This is a genomic window from Enterobacter sp. EGD-HP1 (assembly GCF_000733275.2).
Lineage (GTDB): Bacteria > Pseudomonadota > Gammaproteobacteria > Enterobacterales > Enterobacteriaceae > Enterobacter.
In genome coordinates, this window is the sequence record NZ_AVOP01000023.1 from 297,869 (window position 1) to 319,723 (window position 21,855).

Below are 21,855 nucleotides of genomic sequence, written 5' to 3' on the forward strand. Positions count from 1 at the left end.
TCACAGGTTGACGCTACGCGCCGGGGTGATGGCACCGTAGTCATTCACGCTCTGCCAGGAAAGCGTGCCGCCGGCACCGGCTGGCAGCACCTGCTGAGCCGAGCTTTTCGGCGCAACCATCAGATTATCCAGCGTCTGCCCGCCCAGCTTCAGATTGACGAGGGTGATGTAGTACGGGGAAGCGTTGCTGACTTTAAGATGGTTGCCCGCGCGTTCAAACCGCAGCAGGGAAAGCGCCTCTTCCGGCTGCATCGCCAGGTTGTTCGGGCGCACAAAGAGCTTGATGCGCGAGAGGATCGCCAGCTGCAGCACGTTATTGTTTTCGGTTTTCGCTTTGTTCACTGACGGAATCGCCTTCACGTTCATGTAAAAGAGCGATTCGCGATCGGCAGGCAGTGCCGGCCCGGCGTAAATAATACGCAGCGTGTTTTCACTGTTCGGCTCGCTAACAAACAGGGGCGGAGTCACGGCAAAGGTTTTTTCTTTTTGTCCGCTTGCATTTTCGATCCACGCGTTAATTAAATAGCGTTCCTGTTTGTTGCTGTTGGTGATCGCCAGCGACGTTTGCTTCGCCTCTGCCGGATAAATAACGCGCGTGGCCCCCAGCGCAATACCGCCGGACGCATTTGCGCAGGCAGAAACCATCATCAAAATAAACGATAAAAAAAGTCCTGGTTTAATTTGGGTATTCATCACAACCGTACCTTTAATAATGTGTTCGCAGGTGTTATGGATAAATCAACGTAAACCAGACATCCGACTGAATTTTGCCTGGCTCGAGGTGTTCGGAAATAGCCCGATAGCGGGCGCTAAAATGGAACGCGAGCTTGTGGGTATCGATCGGCAGCCAGCTGACGGCCGTGGCATTCGGGATAATCTGACGCTGCTGTTCGTCAAAGAGGGCCAGCCCAACGCCGCTGCTGACAGGTGTTTCACCCGGCCGCGATGTCGCCAGAAAGACCTGCGGATCCTCTGCGGGTGTGACGCCCTGAAACTGGATCCCCACGGTGCGCGAAACATCAACGCTGCAGTCCAGCAGCCGCACGGTGAAGGGCACATTCACGGTGGAAAAACTGCCCACACCGGAAAATGAATTGGTTCGGTACTGCCCCATGTCGATGCGCATGTTCTGGCTGTCGGGGGCCACGGCGCAGCCGCCGTTCACCAGTTCTCCCCGGAGATGAACCTTGCCACCTTCGATCACCACGGTATGTGCCGATGCCGGGCAAGCCATCGCAAGGGTTAACAGCAGTAGTGTTCCAGTCCTTGTCATCCTTCGTTCCTGGCATTTGCGTATGACGGGCCTCATCCGTGAGGCCTGAACATCCCTGTGCGGAGGAATTACTCGTATTTCATTACGAAGGTGGCGTCAGCGTTAGCCTGGCCCGGCTCGGTGGTGGCAGCCGTTGATTTATAACGCGCGGTGAACTTCAGGGTGTTGGTCCCTTCGATCAGCGTCTGCGCCGCAGAGAAGGTCGCACCGTCTGGGGTCAGAACGCTGGATTTGCTGTCGAGGATCTCAATACCCACGCCTTTCGCGGTGTTGTCGTTGCTACCGGAGGTCACTGCCAGCAGGGTTTTGTCGGTTGGGTCGATCTGACCGGTAAACGCAACGGCGGCAGTTTTGGCAACCAACGGATCGCAATCATTCAGTTCAATGTTGAATGGAATATTAGAGGTGGTGTCGCCCACTTTGGTAAATTTCGCGGTGCGATACTGACCCAGATTAACGGTCTGCTCGGAAGAATCAGTATTTACTGAACAAGCAGCATTAACCAGCTCACCTTTAAAATGTACGGTCCCGCCATTTACGGAAACCGGCGTAGCAGGATCTGCTGCATTTGCGGCACCTGCAACCAGGGCCAAAGTAGCAATAACAGTAGAAGCAATGTTGCTGAGTTTCATGTCTATTCCTTTAAAATGTAAATAACCCTTCCCGCGAATAATCGGGAATAAGAAATACGTTCAATTGGGTAATTGAAAGCTTATTTCGGAGGAGACAAAGTAGCTCAGGACACAGTTTTTAAATATGTCAAAACGCTGCCATTTCGCCAGGTCACATCCTAATCCCACCTAAGAAATTGACCATCCCCTAAGAAGGGTTTTTGCGTCTCACTGATAAAAACGCGTAAAGGGTGACTGACAGCGACGCTCGCTTCTGACAAAATACACGCCATCCCCCCTTTCAAACGTTACAGACGGAATCTTCTCTCTGATGGCAGCAAAGATTATTGACGGTAAAACGATTGCGCAGCAGGTGCGCTCTGAGGTCGCGGAAAAAGTGAAGGCGCGTAAAGCGGCAGGATTTCGCGCCCCCGGGCTGGCCGTTGTGCTGGTTGGCAGCAACCCGGCATCGCAGATTTATGTCGGCAGCAAGCGCAAAGCGTGTGAAGAGGTGGGCTTCGTCTCCCGCTCTTACGATTTGCCGGAAACCACCAGCGAAGCAGAGCTGCTGGAACTTATTGACACCCTGAATGCCGATAAAGAGATCGACGGTATCCTGGTTCAGCTGCCGCTGCCGGCGGGTATCGACAACGTGAAGGTGCTGGAGCGTATCGCGCCGGATAAAGACGTGGACGGTTTCCATCCGTACAACGTTGGCCGCCTGTGCCAGCGCGCGCCGCGTCTGCGCCCGTGTACGCCGCGCGGGATTGTGACGCTGCTGGAGCGTTATAACATCGACACCTACGGTCTGAACGCCGTGGTGATTGGTGCCTCTAACATCGTGGGCCGTCCGATGAGCATGGAGCTGCTGCTGGCCGGCTGCACCACCACCGTGACCCACCGTTTCACCAAAAACCTGCGTCACCACGTCGAGAACGCCGATCTGCTGATCGTCGCGGTCGGCAAGCCGGGCTTTATTCCGGGCGAGTGGATTAAAGAGGGGGCGATTGTTGTGGACGTGGGCATCAACCGCCTGGAAAGCGGCAAAGTGGTCGGCGACGTGGTGTACGAAGACGCCGCGGCGCGTGCCTCATACATCACGCCGGTTCCGGGTGGCGTAGGCCCGATGACCGTGGCAACACTGATTCAGAATACTTTGCAGGCATGCGAAGAGTACCACGACGTAGAGGAAGCATAAGATGGCCACATTTTCATTAGGCAAACACCCGCACGTAGAGCTGTGCGATCTGCTGAAGCTGGAAGGCTGGAGCGAAAGCGGCGCGCAGGCGAAAATCGTTATCGCCGACGGGCTGGTGAAAGTCGACGGCGTGGTGGAAACGCGCAAGCGCTGCAAGATTGTCGCGGGGCAGACCGTGAGCTTTGAAGGCCAGAGCGTAACCGTTACGGCCTGAGCCGTCTGATGCCCGGTGGCGCTGCGCTTACCGGGCCTACGTACTCTCTCCGTTTGTAGGCCGGGTAAGGCGAAGCCGCCACCCGGCAATTTCTCTCACCATCCCCTTACACCCATCACGGTTATTTATCGATCAACTTCAAATAATCACTATTTCATCTGTTGAAACGTGAAAATTCAGTTGCGCGTTTTTCACTCTTTGCCCACGATAAGTAGAACGTTCTACTAAAACGTTCTACTTACAATAACAGCGCCAAAAAAAGCGCTACTCGGGGGAAATCAGCATGAGTCTGATATCAGGGTTTGTTAAATCACTGTCTAAGTTATCGATGATTGGTCGCGCCTTAATGCTGCCAATTTCACTGCTTCCCGCTGCGGGCCTGCTGCTGGCCTTCGGCGATAAGTTTCATCTGCCGCTGATGATGAACGCGGGCGGGGTTATTTTTGATAACCTGCCGATGCTGTTTGCCATTGGCTCCGCCGTGGGCCTGGCCTCAGAATCCGGTATTGCGGCGCTGTCTGCGGCAGTTTCGGTGTTTGTCACCAATATCACCATCAGCACCGTGCTGAGCATCACGCCGGAAATGGCCTCCCAGGGCGGGAAATACGCCATGGTGGTCGGCATCCCGACGCTGCAGATGGGCGTCTTTGGCGGCCTGATCTGCGGTATTCTCGCGGCCTGGTGCTATAACCGCTTCCACACCATGCAGCTCCCGGAATTCCTGGGCTTCTTCTCCGGTAAGCGCTTCGTGGCCATTGCAACGGCGTTCCTCTCGTTCCTGATGGGGCTGCTGCTGCCGTACGTCTGGCAGCATATTCAGGCCGGTATCGACGCCCTCTCCGTGGTGGTGAACGGCGATAATCAGGCGGCGTCGACCTTTATCTTCGGTCTGGTGGAGCGCGCGCTGATCCCGCTCGGCCTGCACCACATCTGGTACCCTTCTTTCTGGTATTCGTTCGGGGATTACACCACCCAGGCGGGCCAGGTGATCCACGGCGACCAGACCATCTGGTTCAAGATGCTGGAAGAAGGGGTGAAATCTTTTAGCAGCGACACCTACCAGAACGCCGGTAAGTTCATGCAGGGTGAATTCCCGCTGATGCTGTTCGCGCTGCCCGCTGCGTGCCTGGCGATGTATCACGAAGCCCATACGAAGAATAAGAAAATCGCGGCCGGTATTCTGTTCTCCGCGGCGCTGACCTGCTTCCTGACGGGGATCACCGAACCGGTTGAGTTTACCTTTATCTTCGTGGCGCCGATCCTGTACGTCTTTAACGCCATCATGGCGGGCCTGGCCTATATGACCATGTATCTGCTGCATGCGCATATCGCCAAGTCGTTCTCCGCGGGCTTTATCGACTATCTCTCATTCGGGATCCTGCCGTCCTTTAACGGTTACAAGACCAACTTCCTGAATGCCATTATCATCGGCATTCCAATGGGCCTGATTTATTACTTCACGTTCCGCTTTGTGATCCGTCGTTTCGACGTGAAAACGCCGGGCCGCACTGAAGTGACCGCCAACGCGGATGATAAGTCTGATTCAGAACTCGCGACCGAGATCATCACCCTGCTGGGCGGGGCGCATAACATCGACTCCGTCGGCGCCTGTATCACCCGTCTGCGTCTGGAAGTGGCAAAAAGCGAGGCGGTTGATAAAGACGGCCTGAACGGACTCGGCGCGCGCGGCGTGGTCTTCGTCGGGGACAACGGTATTCAGGTGATTTTCGGTGCCAGAGCACAGTTTATCGCCCAGACCATGTCCACTATGATCGGCAAATAATAAGATGCCTGAACGACACGTCTCCTGTACGCTGGGAGACGTGTTTTATCTGGCTGATAATCGGCAAATTTCAGGGAGCGGTTTTGAAGAAAGTCAGCATTATTGATGTCGCAAAGCACGCGGGCGTGTCGGTCTCAACCGTCTCGCTGGTTTTGCGCCAGAAAGGGAAAATCTCAGAGGCAACGATCGAGAAGGTCAACGCTGCCATCAATACGCTGGGCTATGTTCATAACGTCGCCGCTGCCAACCTCCGTGCCAATACGTCCAATCTGATTGGCCTGATCCTCCGTGACTTTAGCGACAGTTTCTCCATCAAGGTGATGGCGAGCATCGTCCAGGATCTTGAAAAACAGGGGTATATGGTTTTTCTCGGTCAGCCTCAGAACGACTACGATCATCTTGAGCGCTGCCTGCTGTCGTTTAAGCAGCAGGGCGTCGCCGGGGTGATCTATCTGGCCTCCGATACCCGCACCGCTACCCTGCCGGAACACATTCGCCACTGCCCGCTGCCGCTGGTGGTGGTCTCTCAGTCGCTGCTGGATGAAAAATGCAATCTGGTGATGCGCGACAACCGTCAGGCGGCCAGTCTGGCGGTGCGTTATCTTATCGAGCGCGGCCATCGCAATATCGCCTACATTGGCGGACGTGAAGGCTGCCTTATCCGCGAGCAGCGCCTGCTCGGTTTTCGCAGCGCAATGACGCAGAACGGGCTGGTCTGGCGCGATGAATACTCTCCGGCCTGTAGCGATGACACCCTTGCCGCGGGTTTCGCCACCCGCCAGCTGCTGGAAAAAAACAATACCATCACCGCCCTGCTCTGCCACTCGCCGGATGCCATGATCGGCTCCATCTCCGGTATTCATCAGGTAGGACGTACGGTGGGTAAAGATGTGTTTTTGACGCAGCAGGTCGCGCTGGTCGGTTTCGAAGATATGCTGCACGTTAACCTCACCTCGCCGTCATTTACCTACGTCTCGTCGGCCAGCGAAGAGACGGGGCGTCAGGCTGCCGGGCTGATCATTCGCACGCTGAAGGAGCCGACGCTGCAAACCCAGCGCATTACGCTTTCCGGGCAGCTTATCGCGCGCGAGTCGGCGTAAAATCAGAATTTAGAACAGGTCTGTTAGCGCGAGATTACTGGTATATTTCCATGATTTGCCATGGATAATGTCAATGCCTACCGTTATTACGCACGCTGCTGTTCCGCTTTGTCTGGGCTTAGGCCTGGGAACCAAAGTGATTCCTCCCCGCCTGCTGTTTGCCGGAATTGTCCTCGCCATGCTGCCGGATGCCGACGTGCTGGCGTTCAAGTTCGGCGTCGCGTACGGCAATATTTTCGGCCATCGCGGCTTTACCCACTCCCTGCTGTTCGCCTTTGTGGTGCCGATACTTTGCGTGCTGACTGGACGACGATGGTTCCGGGCCAGCCTGACGCGGTGCTGGCTGTTTTTAACCGTGTCATTGCTGTCGCACAGCCTGCTGGATTCAATAACGACAGGCGGGAAAGGCGTCGGCTGGCTGTGGCCATGGTCTGATGAACGCTTCTTTGCGCCGTGGCAGGTCATTAAGGTCGCGCCGTTTGCGCTATCACGCTACACCACGCCGTACGGGCATCAGGTAATCATTTCAGAACTGCTGTGGGTGTGGCTGCCGGGAGTCGTGCTGATGGGATTGTTGTGGTGGAGACGGCGGTAAAAGAAAGCCGGGTGGCGGCTACGCCTTACCCGGCCTACGGTCGTTATTTTGTAGGCCCGGTAAGCGTAAGCGCCACCGGGCGTTACAGACTTACTTACGACGCCAGGTGGTTCCCTGCGGGCCATCTTCCAGAATGATGCCCATCTCGGTCAGACGGTTACGCGCCGCATCTGCCGCCGCCCAGTCTTTCGCCTGACGCGCTTCCAGACGCGCTTTGATCAACGCTTCAATTTCCGCCACTTCTCCGTCGTCCGCCTGCGCGCCGCTCTGCAGGAACACGTCCGGCTCCTGCTCCAGCAGGCCGAGCACGGAAGAGAGCTTACGCAAATGGGACGCCAGCGCATTCGCCGCGGCCATATCTTCTGACTTCAGGCGGTTCACTTCGCGCGCCATGTCGAACAGCACGGAGTAGGCTTCCGGGGTGTTGAAGTCGTCGTTCATCACCTCAACAAAGCGTGCTTCGAACGCCTCACCGCCTGCCGCAGGAACAGACTTGTCGGTACCGCGCAGCGCGGTGTACAGACGCTCCAGCGCCGAGCGCGCCTGTTTCAGGTTCTCTTCGCTGTAGTTCAGCTGGCTGCGATAGTGGCCGGACATCAGGAAGTAGCGCACGGTTTCCGCGTCGTAGTACTTCAGCACGTCGCGCACGGTGAAGAAGTTGCCCAGCGATTTCGACATCTTCTCGCGGTCAACCATTACCATCCCGGAGTGCATCCAGTAGTTAACGTACTCGCCGCCATGGGCGCAGGTGGACTGCGCGATTTCGTTTTCGTGGTGCGGGAACATCAGGTCCGAACCGCCGCCGTGAATGTCGAAATGTTTGCCCAGCTGTTTGCAGTTCATTGCCGAACATTCAATGTGCCAGCCCGGACGGCCTTCGCCCCAAGGGGATGGCCAGCTTGGTTCACCCTCTTTGGACATTTTCCACAGTACGAAGTCCATCGGGTTACGCTTCACGTCAACCACGTCAACGCGCGCGCCGGCCTGGAGCTGGTCCAGATCCTGACGGGAAAGCGCGCCGTAGGTTGGGTCCGTCGGCACGGAGAACATCACGTCGCCGTTTTCTGCCACATAGGCGTGACCGCGCGCGATCAGCTTCTCGGTGATGTCGATAATTTCATGAATATGGTGGGTCGCACGCGGCTCGCTGTCCGGACGCAGAATGTTTAAGGCGTCGAAATCTTTGTGCATTTCAACGATCATACGGTCCACCAGCGCAACGAAGCTTTCGCCGTTTTCATTAGCGCGCTTGATGATTTTATCGTCGATGTCGGTGATATTACGCACGTATTTCAGGGTATAGCCCAGAAAACGCAGGTAGCGTGACACCACGTCGAAGGCGACAAAGGTACGGCCATGGCCAATGTGACAGAGATCGTAAACCGTAATACCACACACGTACATGCCGACTTCCCCGGCATGGATAGGTTTAAATTCCTCTTTTTGGCGCGTCATTGTATTAAAGATTTTTAACATCGAAGATTCCATGTAAACACGTGTGTGGTTGAAAACCAGCTATTCTACCCGTAATTCAAACCCGAAGCAGCACACAATGCAAGGTGATCGCATCCTGTGGTTATGCTATAACAAGCCCCTATAGATGACCCGAACGCGGGTCGACGTACCACAATAACGGAACAGGATGCAAAAATGGTTACTTTCCACACTAATCATGGCGATATCGTAATCAAAACCTTTGATGACAAAGCGCCTGAAACAGTTAAAAACTTCCTGGACTACTGCCGCGAAGGTTTCTACAACAACACCATTTTCCACCGCGTGATCAACGGTTTTATGATCCAGGGCGGCGGTTTCGAACCTGGCATGAACCAGAAAGCCACCAAAGAAGCGATCAAAAACGAAGCGAACAACGGCCTGAAAAACACCCGCGGCACGCTGGCAATGGCGCGTACTCAGGCTCCTCACTCTGCTACCGCGCAGTTCTTCATCAACGTGGCTGACAACGACTTCCTGAACTTCTCCGGCGAAAGCCTGCAGGGTTGGGGCTACTGCGTATTCGCAGAAGTGGTTGAAGGTATGGACGTGGTTGACAAGATCAAAGCCGTCTCTACTGGCCGCAGCGGTATGCACCAGGACGTTCCTAAAGAAGACGTTGTGATTACAAGCGTGACCGTCAGCGAGTAATTCGTGGCGACACTCTTTATTGCGGATCTGCATCTGCAAACAGAAGAACCGGCGATTACCGCCGGTTTTCTGCGTTTTTTACGCGGTGAAGCGAAAAGCGCCGATGCGCTGTACATCCTGGGCGACCTGTTCGAAGCCTGGATTGGCGACGACGACCCTAACCCGCTGCACCGTGAAATGGCCGCCGCCATTCACGCGCTGGTAGATTCCGGCGTCCCCTGCTACTTCATTCACGGCAACCGTGATTTCCTGATCGGCAAGCGCTACGCCCGCGAAAGCGGCATGACGCTGCTGCCGGAAGAGCAGGTGCTCGACCTCTATGGCCGCAGGGTCCTGATCGTGCACGGCGACACGCTCTGCACCGACGATACCGGCTACCTGGCGTTTCGCGCCAAAGTCCACACCCCGTGGATCCAAAAAGCGTTCCTTGCTCTGCCGCTGTTTATCCGCAACCGCATCGCCGCCAGAATGCGCGCGGGCAGTAAGGCCGCCAACAGCAGCAAATCCATGACCATCATGGACGTGAATCCGCAGGCGGTCGTTAATGTAATGGAAAAGCATCACGTCCAGTGGCTTATCCACGGTCATACCCATCGTCCCGATGTCCATACGCTGGTGGCCAACGGCGAGCCCGCCCATCGCGTGGTATTGGGCGCGTGGCACACTGAGGGGTCGATGGTCAAAGTCACCCCGGAAGGTGTCGAGCTGATCGCTTTTCCGTTTTAACGTATTCTCGTCGTTTCGCTTATTTCTCAGCCACGCAACCGTTTTCCTTGCCCGCATAACATGCTATTCTCTGTGCCCTCGAAAGCAGTGTGTTTCGCACCACAGGAGTTTTAAGACGCATGTCTTCCCGCAATAATCCGGCGCGTGTCGCCATCGTGATGGGGTCCAAAAGCGACTGGGCTACCATGCAGTTCGCCGCCGAAATCTTTGAAATCCTGAATGTTCCGCACCACGTTGAAGTGGTCTCCGCGCACCGTACACCGGACAAACTGTTCAGCTTCGCCGAAAGCGCCGAAGAGAACGGTTATGAGGTGATCATTGCCGGCGCGGGCGGCGCAGCACATCTGCCGGGCATGATTGCCGCCAAAACTCTGGTGCCGGTTCTGGGCGTTCCGGTCCAAAGCGCCGCGTTAAGCGGTGTGGATAGCCTCTACTCCATCGTCCAGATGCCGCGCGGTATTCCTGTCGGCACGCTGGCGATTGGTAAAGCGGGCGCGGCGAACGCAGCCCTGCTGGCGGCGCAAATTCTTGCGACGCACGATAACGCATTGCATCAGCGTCTGGCGGACTGGCGTAAAGCCCAGACCGACGAAGTGCTGGACAATCCGGACCCGCGGGGTGCGGCATGAAGCAGGTTTGCGTCCTCGGTAACGGCCAGCTAGGCCGCATGCTGCGTCAGGCCGGTGAGCCGCTGGGTATTGCCGTCTGGCCCGTCGGGCTGGATGCTGAACCTGAAGCCGTACCGTTCCACCAGAGCGTGATCACCGCCGAGATCGAACGCTGGCCGGAAACCGCGCTTACCCGCGAGCTGGCGCGTCATAACGCCTTCGTTAACCGCGACGTCTTCCCGATCATTGCTGACCGTCTCACGCAAAAGCAGCTGTTCGACAAGCTCGGTCTGCCGACCGCGCCGTGGCAGCTCCTGACTGATAAAAACGAGTGGAATGACGTTTTCGCGATGCTGGGCGAGCTGGCGATCGTGAAGCGCCGCGTGGGCGGCTACGATGGCCGCGGCCAGTGGCGTCTGCGCGCGCACGACACCGCCGAGCTGCCGGACGACTGCTACGGCGAGTGCATCGTTGAGCAGGGCATTAACTTCAGCGGGGAAGTGTCCCTGGTGGGCGCGCGCGGGCATGACGGGCATACCGTCTTTTATCCGCTCACACATAACCTGCATCAGGACGGCATTCTGCGCACCAGCGTCGCCTTCCCGCACGCCAATGCTGACCAGCAGGCGCAGGCGGAAGAGATGCTCTCAGCCATCATGCACGAACTGGGCTATGTCGGCGTGATGGCGATGGAGTGCTTTATCACCCCTTCCGGCCTGCTGATTAACGAGCTGGCACCGCGCGTGCACAACAGCGGCCACTGGACGCAAAACGGCGCGTCCATCAGCCAGTTCGAGCTGCACCTGCGCGCAATCACCGACCTGCCGCTGCCGCAGCCGGTGGTGAACAGCCCGTCGGTGATGATCAACCTGATCGGCACCGATCTGAACTACGACTGGCTGAAGCTGCCGCTGGTGCATCTGCACTGGTATGACAAAGAGGTTCGCGCGGGCCGTAAGGTCGGTCACCTGAACCTGAACGACAGTGATACCGATCGCCTGAGCGCCACGCTGGAAGCGATGATCCCTCTCCTGCCGCCGGAATACGCGAGCGGTATTGTCTGGGCACAGTCAAAGCTCAAGTAAGACATCTGCGCCGGGGAGTTGACCTTCCCCTTCCCCGGCGTACAATCCCCGCCCATTGCTGCTGAGTTTTCTTCTGGAATAACCATGAACGATGGAACGGACTATCGCGCGATCCTCGCGTCTGATACCCCTTTAATCGACGTTCGCGCGCCGATCGAATTTGCCCAGGGCGCGATGCCCGCCGCCCTTAACCTGCCGTTGATGAACGACGATGAGCGCGCCGCCGTCGGTACCTGCTATAAACGTCAGGGTCCCGAGGCCGCGCTGGCGCTCGGCCATAGCCTGGTGAGCGGCGAGACGCGTGAGGCACGCATCAACGCCTGGCGGGAAGCCAGCCTGGCCCATCCTGACGGCTTTCTCTGCTGCGCGCGCGGCGGCCAGCGCTCGCATATCTCGCAGGCCTGGCTGAAAGAGGCGGGCATCGACTACCCGCTGATCCGCGGCGGCTATAAGGCCCTGCGTCAGACGGCGATTCAGGTGACCATTGAGCAGTCGCAAAAGCCGATGGTGCTTATCGGTGGCTGCACCGGCAACGGTAAAACCCTGCTGGTGAAACAGCACGCGCAGGGGATCGATCTGGAAGGGCTGGCGCACCATCGCGGCTCGTCGTTTGGCCGCACGCTCACGCCGCAGCTTTCCCAGGCCAGCTTTGAAAACCACCTTGCGGTTGAGCTACTGAAAAAAGACGCCGGGCGCTGGGTACTGGAAGATGAGGGCCGGATGATTGGCTCCAACCACCTGCCGGAGTGCCTGCGCGACCGCATGGCTGAAGCCCCTATCGTTGTCGTCGAAGACCCGTTTGACGTCCGCCTTGAGCGCCTGCGCGAAGAGTATTTCGACCACATGTGGGCGGATTTTTCTGCTGCCTACGGTGAGGAAGCGGGCTGGAAAGAGTACAGCGAGTACCTGCATCATGGCCTGTTCGCCATTCGCCGCCGTCTGGGGCTGCAGCGGTATGCAGAATTCACCGCACTATTAGATTCCGCCCTGCTGGAACAGCAACGCTCTGGCAGTACCGAGGCGCACTTTAGCTGGCTTGCGCCGCTGCTGAAGGACTATTACGACCCGATGTACGGCTATCAGCTGGAGAAGAAAGCGGAGAAGATTGTGTATCGCGGGACGTACGGCGAGGTTGCTGACTGGCTTGATCGCTGAAAAATAAAGCCGGGTGGCGGCTACGCCTTACCCGGCCTACATATGCTTTTGTAGCCCCGGTAAGCGCAGCGCCACCGGGGAACAGACGGCTTAGAAGTCGTAGCGCAGACGCACCAGGTTCATGTCGCCCAGGTTGTCGGTGCTGGAGGTGAACACGTGTTCGTAATCCACGCGGAAACCGTAATCCAGCTGGAAGCTGATACCCACGCCGTTGTCGATGCGCTGGTAGTTACGGCCGTTCACATACTGAATGCGGTCGCCCATGAAGTATGGCTGGATGGATTTAACCGCGTACTGACCGATTGGGAACTTGTAGCCCGCAAAGTATTCAATACCCCATGCATCACCGGCGAAGTAGTCGTTAACCGACACTTTTTTGGTGGTCAGGAAGTTCTGGTACCAGCCACCGCCTGCGGAGAAGGTCCAGTTGTCCGGCGTCCAGCTCAGCGCGGTACCGAGGATGTTCTGGTCATACGTTTTGCTGTCGCCGTTGTCCGGGTTACGCATGTCCGCACGGGTGTAGTTCCACGCGGCGCCCCAGGTCAGATCGGTGGTCAGGTGGTAATCCAGACCCAGTGAACCGCCGCCTTTACGCTTGTAACGCAGGCCGTTGCCCGGCAGGTATTCGCTGTCTTCAAACAGGTAAGATGCGTAGATGTCAGCATCGCCCACGGTTTTCTTATATTTCAGCATCTGGCGTGAACGGTAAGAACCGTCGTAATCGCCGTTGATACCGTTACCCGGCGCCTGACCGATCATGTCGTAATCCCAGATATCGGTTTTCGCGCCCACCACATCATAATAAACGCTGTTCTGTTGACCGAAGGTCAGCGTACCCCAGGTGTCGCTCTTCAGACCGGTGTAGAGCATACGACGCGTGGTATCGTGTGCGCCGTCGGCGTAGTGGTGATCCCAGTTGAACTGCGCAGGAATATTCACACCCAGCTCGTAGTAGCTGATCCAGCTGATGTCATCAAACAGGTAGTAATCAGCCGCGAAACGGAAACGGGTGCCGCCGTCAAAGCCGTTGCGCTTGTAGCTGTTTTTACCGTCGTCGCCGGTCATGTTCTGGAACTGAGGACGGATACTGCCGCCAACGGTGAAATTCAGGCGGCTCAGCGGGTTACCCGCCTGAGGATCCTGCTTAAGAACGGTGATTTCCGCCTGAGAAGCGAAGGTAGTCAATGCCACTGCCGCGCCGATCGTTGCCGCCAGCGCTGATTTTTTTATAGTCATTATTTTTCCTTAATAGACACGCTGCTAAATATTTAGCGGGTGAATATTAACTGGAAATAATCGGGCTGTGTGGTCGGGTTTTTAATGTTTTGTGCTACTAAATGAGTGGGTATTATCACTTTGTGCTATTTAAACATTACGCGCCGGCATTAAAAACCGGCGCGCAACTATCACTGCTCTAAATCAACTCACAAACTGACGGAACAGGGCTTTCCCCTTTAACAGCCGCGTGCCGAGCCAGCCTCCGCAGAGAGAAAGCAGCACCGCGCCAAAGAGAGGCAGGATCAACCAGAGGCGCCAGTCAGGCTCCCACGGGAAGTCAAAGACTTTTGTCTGCAGCATCGCCAGCGCCGTCTCTGCGCCAATGGCCGCCACCAGACCGGCCACCAGCCCCAGCAGCGCAAATTCGCTCCAGAGCGTCATCCGCAGCAGCCGCTTTCCGGCCCCCAGCGTGCGGTAGACCACCAGCTCCTGATGGCGCTGGCGCATGCCCACCTGCACCTGGGCCAGCAGCAACAGCACGCCGCAGATCGTCACCAGCACCACCATGACCTCCAGCGCGCGGCTCACCTGCTCCAGCACCTGCCCCACCTGCTTCAGGATCGCCCCGATATCCAGCAGGCTGACCGTTGGAAACTCCCGGTTAAGCTGGGTCAGCATGCCGTTGCCGTTTTCCCAGCGGAAGCTGGTCAGCCAGCTCTGCGGCTGCCCGTCCAGCGTGCCCGGCGGGAAGATAAAGAAGAAGTTTGGCCGCAGGCTTTCCCAGTCCACTTTACGCAGGCTGGTGACTTTCGCGGTAAAATCCTGGGTATCGCCGGTAAAGGTCACGCTGTCACCCAGCTTCACGTTCAGCCGCGTCGCCAGCCCCTCTTCCATCGACACTTCCCCCGCTTTTGGCGGCCAGGTGCCGGCGGTTATCGGGTTGTGGTCAGGGCGTTTCTCCTGCCAGGTCAGGTTCAGCTCGCGGTTCAGCGACTCATCCTTGTTCCCCTCCGTTGGCTGACCGTTGATCTGCGTCAGACGCGCGCGCACGATGGGATAGAACGACTCAGGAATAATGTGGTGCTCCGACAGGAAGCCCTTCAGCGGCGTCACCTGCTCAGGGGCAATGTTGATCAGGAAATAGTTCGGGCTTTCCGGCGGAAGCTGCTGCTGCCAGCGATCGAGCAGATCGCCGCGCAGCACTAACAGCAGCGCCAGCAGCATAAATGACAGCGAAAAGGCCGACAGCTGGCTGAGCGTTGACCACGGCTGATGCAGCAGGCGGTTGACCGCCAGGCGCACGGGCAGGGATTTTACCGTCAGCCTCTTCAGGACGTTGAGCAGTATCCAGCCCAGCACGCCGCACAGCAGCGCCAGCACCACCGCCCCGGCCAGTACCGCCCACAGGAGCGTACTGCCCCCCATCAGCCACGCCAGCATACCCACCGCCACCGCAGTAATCACCGGAAGGTAGAACTTCAGCGGCCAGACGTTCGCCACCACATCATTGCGCAGAACGCGCAGCGGCTGCGTCGCGAGCAGCAGCCGGTACGGGCGTAGCCCTACCAGCAGCGAAATCACCGTCATCGCGCCGATTGACCATAGCCACGGCCAGAGGCTGGCGGGCGGCAGCGCGGCAGGGAGTACCGGCTTTAGCAGCACCATCAGCAGCTTCTCAAACAGCAGCCCGATGGCCCCGCCGGTGATGGCAGACAGCGCCAGCACCATCAGCCACTGGCCGACGATCAGCTTGCGCAGCTGCGCCCTTCCCGCCCCCAGAGTTTTGAGGATCGCCACCAGGTCGTAGCGGCTGCGGCAGTAGTGCCCCATCGCCACGGCTACCGCCGCCACCGCCAGCAGCAGGGTTAACAGCGCCGACAGTAGAAGGAACTGCTGGGAACGTTCGAGAGATTTACCTAGCGCCCCCTCGTCCTGCTCCAGCCCGTACCAGCGGTGCTCTGGTTTTAACTGCGGCAGAAGCCATTTTTCATACGCGTCAAGCTGGGCAGGCGTGCCGCCAAACTTGTAGCGCCAGGTGACGCGGCTTCCCGGCTGAACGACATGGGTTGCCGCAACATCCGCGGTGTTCATCAGCAGGCGCGGCGCAAGCTGGAAGGGGTTAAAGCCGGAGTCAGGCTCCTGCACCACTTCCCCGGCGATTTTCAGCGTGGCGTCACCGACGTCGATACTGTCGCCGGACTTCAGGTTCAGAAGCGCCATCAGACGCGATGCCAGCAGCACCGTACCAGGCGTCGGCTTTAACCCCGGCGGGCTGGTTTGTAAGTCACCGTACATCGGGTAGATGTCATCCACGGCCTTCACGCTGGCGAGCTGCGGCGTGTCGCCCGCAAAGGTCATGGTCTGGAAGGTTATCTGCTCCCCCACCTTCAGCCCCTCTTTGCGCGCTTCGTCAATCCAGCCCGACGACACCGGGCGGGAGCTTTGCAGCGTCCTGTCCCCCGCCATAAACTCCCGGCTCTGCTGGCTGAGCCCTTTTTCCATGCGGTCGCTGACGCTGCCGAGCGCCAGCACGCAGGCCACCGCCAGGCTTAGCGCCAGCCAGACTATCAGCAGCGAGGGGGAACGCCACTCGCGCCAGAACCAGCGGGTAATCATGCCTCCTCCTGAAGAATACCGTTGACCAGCCGCAGGCGACGGTCGCAGCGGGCGGCGAGCTGAGGATCGTGGGTCACGAGGATCAGCGTGGTGCCGTGCTCGCGGTTGAGCGAAAATAGCAGGTCGGCAATCCGGTCTCCGGTTTTACGGTCAAGGTTACCGGTGGGTTCATCGGCAAACAGGACTTCGGGACGGCCGTTGAACGCCCGCGCCAGCGCCACGCGCTGCTGCTCGCCGCCGGAAAGCTGAGCGGGAAGATGGTCGAGACGTTTACCCAGACCGAGCTGTTCCAGCAGGGCCTTCGCATGCGTGCGGCTTTCACGGCTGTTTTCACCGCGAAGCAACGCCGGGAGTTCGACGTTTTCAAGCGCGTTCAGGGTCGGGATCAGCATGAAGGACTGGAAGACAAAACCAACGTGACGCGCGCGCAGCGCGGCCCGGGCCTCTTCATCAAGCTGATGCAGCGGTTGCCCGACAAGGTGGACCTCGCCGCTGCTGCCGTCGTCCAGACCGGCCAGAATCGCCAGCAGCGTGGACTTACCGGAACCGGATTCGCCAATCAACGCGATGGTTTCAGCGCGTTTGACAACGAGTTCAACTCCAGTAAGGATGGAAAGCTCGTGTTCCCCCTGACCGACGGACTTCTTAAGATGATGAACTTCAACACTGTTTTCCGCTGGCATTTGCCCTTCCTGTTTTTGATTCTGATGACCTTCCGCGCGGCGGCAGCGGACACGTTACTGGTTCTCGGCGACAGCCTGAGCGCAGGCTATCGCATGGCGGCCAGCGCGGCCTGGCCCGCCCTGCTCAATGACAAATGGCAGAGCAAGACCGCTGTAATCAACGCCAGCATCAGCGGCGATACCTCGCAGCAGGGCCTGTCGCGCCTGCCTGCGCTGCTCAAACAGCATCAGCCGCGCTGGGTGCTGGTGGAGCTTGGCGGTAACGATGGACTGCGCGGTTTCCAGCCTCAGCAAACCGAGCAAACGCTGCGCACCATTTTGCAGGACATTAAGGCGGCAAACGCCCAGCCGCTGCTAATGCAAATTCGCCTGCCCGCCAACTACGGTCGTCGGTATAATGAGGCCTTTAGCGCGATCTACCCTAAGCTTGCCAAAGAGTTTGATATTCCGCTGCTGCCATTTTTCATGGAAGAGGTCTATCTCAAACCCCAGTGGATGCAAGACGACGGGATCCACCCCAATCGCGATGCTCAGCCGTTTATTGCCGACTGGATGGCAACGCGGCTGGCTCCTTTAGTTAACCATGACTCCTGATTAAGCGGAGATCCTGACAGGTAAAGTTATGCAAAAATCGGTCTTAATTACAGGATGTTCCAGTGGAATCGGCCTGGAAAGCGCGCTCGAACTGAAGCGCCAGGGGTTTCGGGTCCTGGCGGCCTGTCGCAAACCCGACGATGTCGAACGCATGAACGGGCTGGGCTTTACCGGCGTGCTGCTGGATATGGACTCGCCGGAGAGCGTTGAACGCGCCGCCGATGAAGTGATCGCGCTGACCGACAATCGTCTGTACGGGCTCTTTAACAATGCCGGCTACGGCGTGTATGGCCCGCTGGATACGCTCTCCCGCGAAACGCTGGAGAAACAGTTTTCGACCAATTTCTTCGGCGTGCATCAGCTCACCATGCGTCTGCTCCCCGCGATGCTGCCGCACGGTGAAGGGCGCATCGTGATGACATCGTCAGTGATGGGGCTGATTTCCACCCCGGGCCGCGGCGCCTACGCCGCCAGCAAATATGCGCTGGAAGCCTGGTCCGACGCCCTGCGCATGGAGCTACGCCACAGCGGCATTAAGGTCAGCCTGATTGAACCCGGCCCGATCCGCACCCGCTTTACCGAAAACGTCAACCAGACCCAGTCGGACAAACCGGTCGAAAACCCCGGCATTGCCGCACGCTTTACGTTAGGTCCTGAAGCGGTTGTCGCCAAAGTGCGCCATGCTTTTGAGAGCGAACATCCCAAAATGCGCTATCCGGTGACGCTGGTCACCCATGCCGTCGGCTGGTTAAAACGCCTGCTGCCAGGCCGGATGATGGACAAAATTTTACACGGCTGAGTTGAAGCGACGTCGCGCATCCCCATGTAAAGAATAAACCGACAAAAGAGAAAGCCGCATGTCCGTACAGAATATCGTCAATATTACAGAAGCTAACCTGCAACAGACCCTTGAACAGTCGATGACCAAACCGGTCCTGTTCTACTTCTGGTCTGAACGCAGCCAACACTGCCTGCAGCTGACGCCGGTGCTGGAAAGCCTTGCCGCCCAGTACAACGGTCAGTTCATTCTCGCTAAGCTGGACTGCGACGCCGAGCCGATGGTGGCGTCCCAGTTTGGCCTGCGCGCCATTCCTACGGTCTATTTGTTCCAGAACGGCCAGCCCGTTGACGGTTTCCAGGGGCCGCAGCCGGAAGAGGCTATCCGCGCCCTGCTGGATAAAGTGCTGCCGCGCGAAGAGGAGCTGAAAGCGCAGGAAGGCATGGCGCTGATGCAGGAAGGCAAATACGACGAGGCGCTGCCTCTGCTCAAAGAGGCATGGCAGCTGTCGAATCAGAACAGCCAGATTGGCCTGCTGCTGGCGGAAACGCAGATCGCCCTGCACCGTTCAGAAGACGCGGAAGCCGTGCTGAAGACTATCCCGATGCAGGATCAGGACACCCGCTATCAGGGGCTGGTCGCACAAATTGAGCTGCTGAAACAGGCCGCGGATACCCCGGAAATTCAGCAGCTGCAGCAGCAGGTCGCCGACAACCCGGCCGATGCCGCGCTGGCAAGCCAGCTGGCGCTGCAACTGCACCAGGTGGGCCGCAACGAAGAGGCGCTGGAGCTGCTGTTCAGCCATCTGCAAAAAGATTTGACAGCCGCAGACGGTCAGGCGCGTAAGATGTTCCAGGAGATCCTCGCCGCGCTGGGCACCGGCGACGCGCTGGCGTCGAAGTATCGTCGCCAGCTGTACGCGTTGTTATATTGATGCACTTTGCCCGGTGGCGGCTTCGCCTTACCGGGCCTACAAAAGCACGAATCGTAGGCCGGGCAAACGCAGTGCCGCCCGGCACAATCAGCGCACGTTTTTCAACTGCGTCACCACAAGCTGATGCCGTGAATTGTAGAACTTCCGATAGGTCAGATAGCAGGCAATAATGGTTGACAGGCTTGCCGTGGAAAGCAGCATAAACGTCACCATGATCTGATACTTAATCGCTTTTACCGGATCGATACCGGCAAAAATCAGCCCCGACATCATGCCCGGCAGGCTCACCAGCCCTACCGTTTTGGCTGAATCGACCGTTGGGATCAGCGATGAGCGAATGCTCTCACGAATCAGCCGCGCCGAGGCTACTTTTGGCGTTGCCCCAAGGCTTAACTTCTCCTGGAGCTGCTGCTGTTCACTGCTGAAACGCTGGCCGAGATTGTTATAACACAGCCCAACGGCCACCATGGCGTTCCCCGCGATCATCCCGGAAATCGGGATCACCTGCATTGGCGTAAACGCTATCGAGCCGGAGAGCACCAGCACCGCCAGGGTAAGCGCCGTCCCGGTGGTAATGGCGATAAACGACGAGATAAACGCCTTATCAATGTATTTACTGCGCTTTTTCGCATTCCACGCCGCGTTAAAGCAGATAAAGAGCACCATCAGCAGCGTCAGCACCGCGTGGTTGACGTTGAAGATATACTTCAGCACATAGCCGACGATGATGAGCTGAACCACCGCGCGGCAGATACTCCACACGATATCTTTTTCCAGCCCCAGCTTTTCCCGGTAGCTGACCACTATCGCAATCAATACCAGCACCATCGAAAACGCCAGGGATTCATTGGTAATGTTATGCTCACCCACGGTTTGCCTCCTGCATTTTTCCGCCGTGCGGCTGAAGCGTAATCACGTCATCCGCATGGGTTATTTCGTTAGCATCGTGCGTCACCCACAGCACGGCAATGTTCTGCTCCCGGGCGTAGCGATGAATAATCTCGTTGACGTTGCGTTTGTTGGCGTCATCGAGCGCGCTGGTAATTTCGTCCAGCAACAGCACCTTCGGTAAAAACTGCAGATTACGGATCAGCGAGACGCGCTGCTTTTCTCCCCCCGACAGCGCATTGATGGATTTGGTTAACGTCTCCTGCGCCAGGCCAAAGCGGGCCAGATCGCTGATAAATTTTTCCGGCTCCGGCGTTTTATTGCGGATTTGCCACGGGAAAATCAGGTTGTCATAAACCGTATCGCCAAAAAGCGCGGGGGTTTGCACGCAGTAGGAGACCTGCTGGCGATAGCTTTCCGGGGACAGGGTCGCGATATCCTGTCCTTCAAACAGAATGGTACCCTCCGTCGGGCTAAGGAGTGAGGCCACAATCTTCAGCAGCGTGCTTTTACCGCAGCCTGAGGGGCCTGTGATGAGTTTAAACTCGCCCGGCGACAGGCTAAACCCGACGTGCTGAAGAATAATATTTTCACCGACACGAAATCCGATATCCCTGAGTTGTAATAGCTTTTTTTTATCGTTCATTACGCTTCCGTTAACCGCTTATTGTAAGAAACGTCTGTAGCATAATCCTTTCGCCTGCACAGAGCGAATAGCCTCACGCTTAAGCAAGTGTTAAACTTTTTGTTTGTTATTTGTCACCACCATCACTACAGGAAGTATGCGATATGGCACATATCTTTTATGAGTTTCCTTCCCTGAAGCCTGGTGTTCCTGATGTCGAAACATTAATGGAAGTCATCAAATCGTCAGAGCTCACGCGTTTTGTCATTGGTGCAGAGGTGGTGGATTTTGTTAAGAAGGCGCTCATCGTGAACACCACGATCGGCAGTTTCAAAAATTGCTATTTCGCCTTCGACAACGGGACACACTTCCTGGAATTTGACGGCAAGGGAAAATCAAAACGTTTCAGTGAGGTACCCGACTGGTTCGTGTCTCCGGCTGAATTTTCTCGTACCCAGTGGCTTATTAACCACGATCTTGCGGATGTAAAGGCTACCCGGTTCATTGACGTGCTGATGTCCTACCCGCTGAAAGAGCGCCGCGCGCACTGTAATTTGTTATTCGGGCTGGAGCTGGAAAAGGTGAATGCGGTTCCGGCCGCAGCGTCTGCGGCAGGCAAAATCGGCAATAAGAACGGTAAAACCACCAAACCGCGCGTGACCGATCTGGGATCGTTTGAATTGTTCAGCCAGTTCTTTGCGCGCATGAAAACCGCCGTGCTGGCCGATGAGTTCCCCACCCTGCAGGTCCTGACGGGCATGGATAACCTGACAAAAGCGCCGCATAATTTAAAACAGGGTATCAGAACGTGGTTCAAAGCCATCGCGGGCGACCTTCCACCGAATAACAAACGCGTAGAAGCGGGGAACGCCGTTCTGTTCTGCGCCCCTATTCGCGAACAGATCCAGCGTATTGAAGCGCTGGGGCTGGAGAAGTACTACCAGGGATTATCCAAAGCCATTGCCGAAGCGGGTGATGGCTTCATCTCTGACTTTACCTATACTTACGAGCAATAAACACACACAT

Annotated in this window: 23 protein-coding genes; 14 read left to right on the forward strand and 9 right to left on the reverse strand. The window is 57.3% G+C overall.

From position 1 onward, the window contains the following. The 3 genes from fimC to fimA all read right to left on the reverse strand — a co-directional run bounded on the left by fimC (nucleotide 1) and on the right by fimA (nucleotide 1,905). Nucleotides 1-693, reverse strand: a complete 693-nt coding sequence (fimC, locus tag N037_RS15075; protein WP_032641904.1) for a type 1 fimbria chaperone FimC — start codon at nucleotides 691-693, stop codon at nucleotides 1-3. 34 nt (nucleotides 694-727) lie between these two features. Next, nucleotides 728-1,273, reverse strand: a complete 546-nt coding sequence (gene fimI / locus N037_RS15080) for a type 1 fimbrial protein subunit FimI (protein WP_032641906.1) — start codon at nucleotides 1,271-1,273, stop codon at nucleotides 728-730. 68 nt (nucleotides 1,274-1,341) lie between these two features. Next, complete coding sequence (gene fimA, locus N037_RS15085; RefSeq protein ID WP_023334769.1) at nucleotides 1,342-1,905, reverse strand: type 1 fimbrial major subunit FimA; 564 nt, start codon at nucleotides 1,903-1,905, stop codon at nucleotides 1,342-1,344. Nucleotides 1,906-2,215: 310 nt separating this feature from the next. On the opposite strand from fimA, the gene folD reads away from it, so the two are divergent. From folD to N037_RS15110, 5 genes are all read left to right on the forward strand, one after another. Further along, nucleotides 2,216-3,082 (forward strand): bifunctional methylenetetrahydrofolate dehydrogenase/methenyltetrahydrofolate cyclohydrolase FolD, encoded by an 867-nt coding sequence (folD, locus tag N037_RS15090; RefSeq protein WP_023334768.1) that lies wholly within the window; start codon nucleotides 2,216-2,218, stop codon nucleotides 3,080-3,082. A 1-nt stretch (nucleotide 3,083) separates the two neighbouring features. Continuing rightward, entirely contained in the window at nucleotides 3,084-3,296 is a 213-nt protein-coding gene (ybcJ, locus tag N037_RS15095; RefSeq protein ID WP_023334767.1) for a ribosome-associated protein YbcJ, read from the forward strand. 283 nt (nucleotides 3,297-3,579) lie between these two features. Continuing rightward, complete coding sequence (locus tag N037_RS15100; protein WP_023334766.1) at nucleotides 3,580-5,079, forward strand: PTS transporter subunit EIIC; 1,500 nt, start codon at nucleotides 3,580-3,582, stop codon at nucleotides 5,077-5,079. An 83-nt stretch (nucleotides 5,080-5,162) separates the two neighbouring features. Further along, nucleotides 5,163-6,179 carry a Mal regulon transcriptional regulator MalI gene (gene malI / locus N037_RS15105; RefSeq protein ID WP_023334765.1) on the forward strand — a complete coding sequence of 339 codons (1,017 nt, stop codon included), beginning with the start codon at nucleotides 5,163-5,165 and terminating at the stop codon, nucleotides 6,177-6,179. A 73-nt stretch (nucleotides 6,180-6,252) separates the two neighbouring features. Continuing rightward, the gene (locus N037_RS15110) at nucleotides 6,253-6,774 is read left to right on the forward strand and encodes a metal-dependent hydrolase (protein ID WP_023334764.1); all 522 of its coding nucleotides are present in this window, start codon (nucleotides 6,253-6,255) and stop codon (nucleotides 6,772-6,774) included. A 90-nt stretch (nucleotides 6,775-6,864) separates the two neighbouring features. Here the strand turns inward: N037_RS15110 and cysS are convergent, their stop codons facing one another. Then, complete coding sequence (gene cysS / locus N037_RS15115; RefSeq protein ID WP_032641908.1) at nucleotides 6,865-8,250, reverse strand: cysteine--tRNA ligase; 1,386 nt, start codon at nucleotides 8,248-8,250, stop codon at nucleotides 6,865-6,867. Between the two features lie 174 nt (nucleotides 8,251-8,424). Here cysS and ppiB point away from each other — a divergent pair, with 174 nt between their 5' ends. From ppiB to mnmH, 5 genes are all read left to right on the forward strand, one after another. Then, on the forward strand, nucleotides 8,425-8,919 hold the full coding sequence (ppiB, locus tag N037_RS15120; RefSeq protein ID WP_023334762.1) for a peptidylprolyl isomerase B: 495 nt from the start codon (nucleotides 8,425-8,427) through the stop codon (nucleotides 8,917-8,919). A 3-nt stretch (nucleotides 8,920-8,922) separates the two neighbouring features. Continuing rightward, nucleotides 8,923-9,645: a UDP-2,3-diacylglucosamine diphosphatase gene (gene lpxH, locus N037_RS15125; protein WP_032641910.1), complete on the forward strand. Its 723-nt coding sequence runs from the start codon at nucleotides 8,923-8,925 to the stop codon at nucleotides 9,643-9,645. Between the two features lie 119 nt (nucleotides 9,646-9,764). Next, nucleotides 9,765-10,274 carry a 5-(carboxyamino)imidazole ribonucleotide mutase gene (gene purE / locus N037_RS15130; protein WP_023334760.1) on the forward strand — a complete coding sequence of 170 codons (510 nt, stop codon included), beginning with the start codon at nucleotides 9,765-9,767 and terminating at the stop codon, nucleotides 10,272-10,274. Beyond that, nucleotides 10,271-11,338 carry a 5-(carboxyamino)imidazole ribonucleotide synthase gene (gene purK, locus N037_RS15135; protein WP_032641912.1) on the forward strand — a complete coding sequence of 356 codons (1,068 nt, stop codon included), beginning with the start codon at nucleotides 10,271-10,273 and terminating at the stop codon, nucleotides 11,336-11,338. Before purE ends, purK begins: the two co-directional genes overlap by 4 nt. Before the next feature lie 84 nt (nucleotides 11,339-11,422). After that, nucleotides 11,423-12,493 (forward strand): tRNA 2-selenouridine(34) synthase MnmH, encoded by a 1,071-nt coding sequence (gene mnmH, locus N037_RS15140; RefSeq protein ID WP_032641914.1) that lies wholly within the window; start codon nucleotides 11,423-11,425, stop codon nucleotides 12,491-12,493. 90 nt (nucleotides 12,494-12,583) lie between these two features. On the opposite strand, the gene N037_RS15145 is transcribed toward mnmH, so the two are convergent. The 3 genes from N037_RS15145 to ybbA all read right to left on the reverse strand — a co-directional run bounded on the left by N037_RS15145 (nucleotide 12,584) and on the right by ybbA (nucleotide 17,010). After that, nucleotides 12,584-13,729, reverse strand: a complete 1,146-nt coding sequence (locus N037_RS15145; RefSeq protein ID WP_023334757.1) for a porin — start codon at nucleotides 13,727-13,729, stop codon at nucleotides 12,584-12,586. 183 nt (nucleotides 13,730-13,912) lie between these two features. Further along, the gene (gene ybbP / locus N037_RS15150; RefSeq protein ID WP_032641916.1) at nucleotides 13,913-16,327 is read right to left on the reverse strand and encodes a putative ABC transporter permease subunit YbbP; all 2,415 of its coding nucleotides are present in this window, start codon (nucleotides 16,325-16,327) and stop codon (nucleotides 13,913-13,915) included. Next, nucleotides 16,324-17,010 (reverse strand): putative ABC transporter ATP-binding protein YbbA, encoded by a 687-nt coding sequence (gene ybbA, locus N037_RS15155; protein ID WP_032642011.1) that lies wholly within the window; start codon nucleotides 17,008-17,010, stop codon nucleotides 16,324-16,326. Before ybbA ends, ybbP begins: the two co-directional genes overlap by 4 nt. Between ybbA and tesA the strand changes: the two genes are divergently transcribed. From tesA to N037_RS15170, 3 genes are read left to right on the forward strand one after another with little or no spacing between them, the layout of a single operon-like run. After that, nucleotides 16,981-17,604, forward strand: coding sequence for a multifunctional acyl-CoA thioesterase I/protease I/lysophospholipase L1 (gene tesA / locus N037_RS15160; protein ID WP_032642013.1), 624 nt, complete (start codon nucleotides 16,981-16,983; stop codon nucleotides 17,602-17,604). The two genes, ybbA and tesA, sit on opposite strands and share 30 nt — an antisense overlap. A 28-nt stretch (nucleotides 17,605-17,632) precedes the next feature. Then, nucleotides 17,633-18,403, forward strand: a complete 771-nt coding sequence (locus N037_RS15165; RefSeq protein ID WP_032641918.1) for an SDR family oxidoreductase — start codon at nucleotides 17,633-17,635, stop codon at nucleotides 18,401-18,403. Between the two features lie 58 nt (nucleotides 18,404-18,461). Further along, nucleotides 18,462-19,316, forward strand: a complete 855-nt coding sequence (locus N037_RS15170; RefSeq protein ID WP_023334754.1) for a co-chaperone YbbN — start codon at nucleotides 18,462-18,464, stop codon at nucleotides 19,314-19,316. An 87-nt stretch (nucleotides 19,317-19,403) separates the two neighbouring features. On the opposite strand, the gene fetB is transcribed toward N037_RS15170, so the two are convergent. Both fetB and fetA read right to left on the reverse strand, forming a co-directional pair. Continuing rightward, nucleotides 19,404-20,186 carry an iron efflux ABC transporter permease subunit FetB gene (gene fetB / locus N037_RS15175; protein WP_032641920.1) on the reverse strand — a complete coding sequence of 261 codons (783 nt, stop codon included), beginning with the start codon at nucleotides 20,184-20,186 and terminating at the stop codon, nucleotides 19,404-19,406. Then, on the reverse strand, nucleotides 20,179-20,850 hold the full coding sequence (gene fetA / locus N037_RS15180) for an iron efflux ABC transporter ATP-binding subunit FetA (protein ID WP_032641923.1): 672 nt from the start codon (nucleotides 20,848-20,850) through the stop codon (nucleotides 20,179-20,181). Before fetA ends, fetB begins: the two co-directional genes overlap by 8 nt. A gap of 143 nt (nucleotides 20,851-20,993) precedes the next feature. Between fetA and N037_RS15185 the strand changes: the two genes are divergently transcribed. Continuing rightward, nucleotides 20,994-21,845 carry a hypothetical protein gene (locus N037_RS15185; protein ID WP_032641925.1) on the forward strand — a complete coding sequence of 284 codons (852 nt, stop codon included), beginning with the start codon at nucleotides 20,994-20,996 and terminating at the stop codon, nucleotides 21,843-21,845. Nucleotides 21,846-21,855: the final 10 nt, after the last annotated feature.

Coding starts and splice junctions, on each gene's coding strand:
- tesA (WP_032642013.1), top strand. CDS start 16,981: ATGAACTTCAACACTGTTTTCCGCTGGCATTTGCCCTTCCTGTTTTTG.
- fimI (WP_032641906.1), bottom strand. CDS start 1,273: ATGACAAGGACTGGAACACTACTGCTGTTAACCCTTGCGATGGCTTGC.
- mnmH (WP_032641914.1), top strand. CDS start 11,423: ATGAACGATGGAACGGACTATCGCGCGATCCTCGCGTCTGATACCCCT.
- fimA (WP_023334769.1), bottom strand. CDS start 1,905: ATGAAACTCAGCAACATTGCTTCTACTGTTATTGCTACTTTGGCCCTG.
- ppiB (WP_023334762.1), top strand. CDS start 8,425: ATGGTTACTTTCCACACTAATCATGGCGATATCGTAATCAAAACCTTT.
- purK (WP_032641912.1), top strand. CDS start 10,271: ATGAAGCAGGTTTGCGTCCTCGGTAACGGCCAGCTAGGCCGCATGCTG.
- fimC (WP_032641904.1), bottom strand. CDS start 693: ATGAATACCCAAATTAAACCAGGACTTTTTTTATCGTTTATTTTGATG.
- N037_RS15100 (WP_023334766.1), top strand. CDS start 3,580: ATGAGTCTGATATCAGGGTTTGTTAAATCACTGTCTAAGTTATCGATG.
- N037_RS15110 (WP_023334764.1), top strand. CDS start 6,253: ATGCCTACCGTTATTACGCACGCTGCTGTTCCGCTTTGTCTGGGCTTA.
- N037_RS15165 (WP_032641918.1), top strand. CDS start 17,633: ATGCAAAAATCGGTCTTAATTACAGGATGTTCCAGTGGAATCGGCCTG.
- N037_RS15170 (WP_023334754.1), top strand. CDS start 18,462: ATGTCCGTACAGAATATCGTCAATATTACAGAAGCTAACCTGCAACAG.
- folD (WP_023334768.1), top strand. CDS start 2,216: ATGGCAGCAAAGATTATTGACGGTAAAACGATTGCGCAGCAGGTGCGC.
- ybcJ (WP_023334767.1), top strand. CDS start 3,084: ATGGCCACATTTTCATTAGGCAAACACCCGCACGTAGAGCTGTGCGAT.
- ybbP (WP_032641916.1), bottom strand. CDS start 16,327: ATGATTACCCGCTGGTTCTGGCGCGAGTGGCGTTCCCCCTCGCTGCTG.
- ybbA (WP_032642011.1), bottom strand. CDS start 17,010: ATGCCAGCGGAAAACAGTGTTGAAGTTCATCATCTTAAGAAGTCCGTC.
- purE (WP_023334760.1), top strand. CDS start 9,765: ATGTCTTCCCGCAATAATCCGGCGCGTGTCGCCATCGTGATGGGGTCC.
- N037_RS15185 (WP_032641925.1), top strand. CDS start 20,994: ATGGCACATATCTTTTATGAGTTTCCTTCCCTGAAGCCTGGTGTTCCT.
- cysS (WP_032641908.1), bottom strand. CDS start 8,250: ATGTTAAAAATCTTTAATACAATGACGCGCCAAAAAGAGGAATTTAAA.
- fetA (WP_032641923.1), bottom strand. CDS start 20,850: ATGAACGATAAAAAAAAGCTATTACAACTCAGGGATATCGGATTTCGT.
- N037_RS15145 (WP_023334757.1), bottom strand. CDS start 13,729: ATGACTATAAAAAAATCAGCGCTGGCGGCAACGATCGGCGCGGCAGTG.